1 pseudogene is annotated in these 235 nt (G+C 57.4%); it reads left to right on the forward strand.

From position 1 onward, the window contains the following. Positions 1-235, forward strand: a pseudogene (locus Q5762_RS39715) (hypothetical protein); the annotation flags it as partial.

The following is a 235-nucleotide window of genomic DNA, read 5'->3' on the forward strand; positions in this document are numbered from 1 at the left end:
AGGACCCGGCCATCGGCAGCGCTGCCGCAGCGTTGCGCTGCGAGATACATCAGGGCATTGAAATGGGTCGTCCCAGCGTCATCTATACAGCAGCTAATGGCGATATCGAGCCTGGGTGGGTGACGGGGGGTGGGCAGGCCATCGTGGTGGGTAAGGGGACGCTTACCTACCGTGAAGCTTTAAAAGCAAAAAGAGTGTCCAAGATATCGCGGACACTCGCTCTTATCGCCATGAA

This window comes from Streptomyces sp. P9(2023) (assembly GCF_032436795.1).
Lineage (GTDB): Bacteria > Actinomycetota > Actinomycetes > Streptomycetales > Streptomycetaceae > Streptomyces.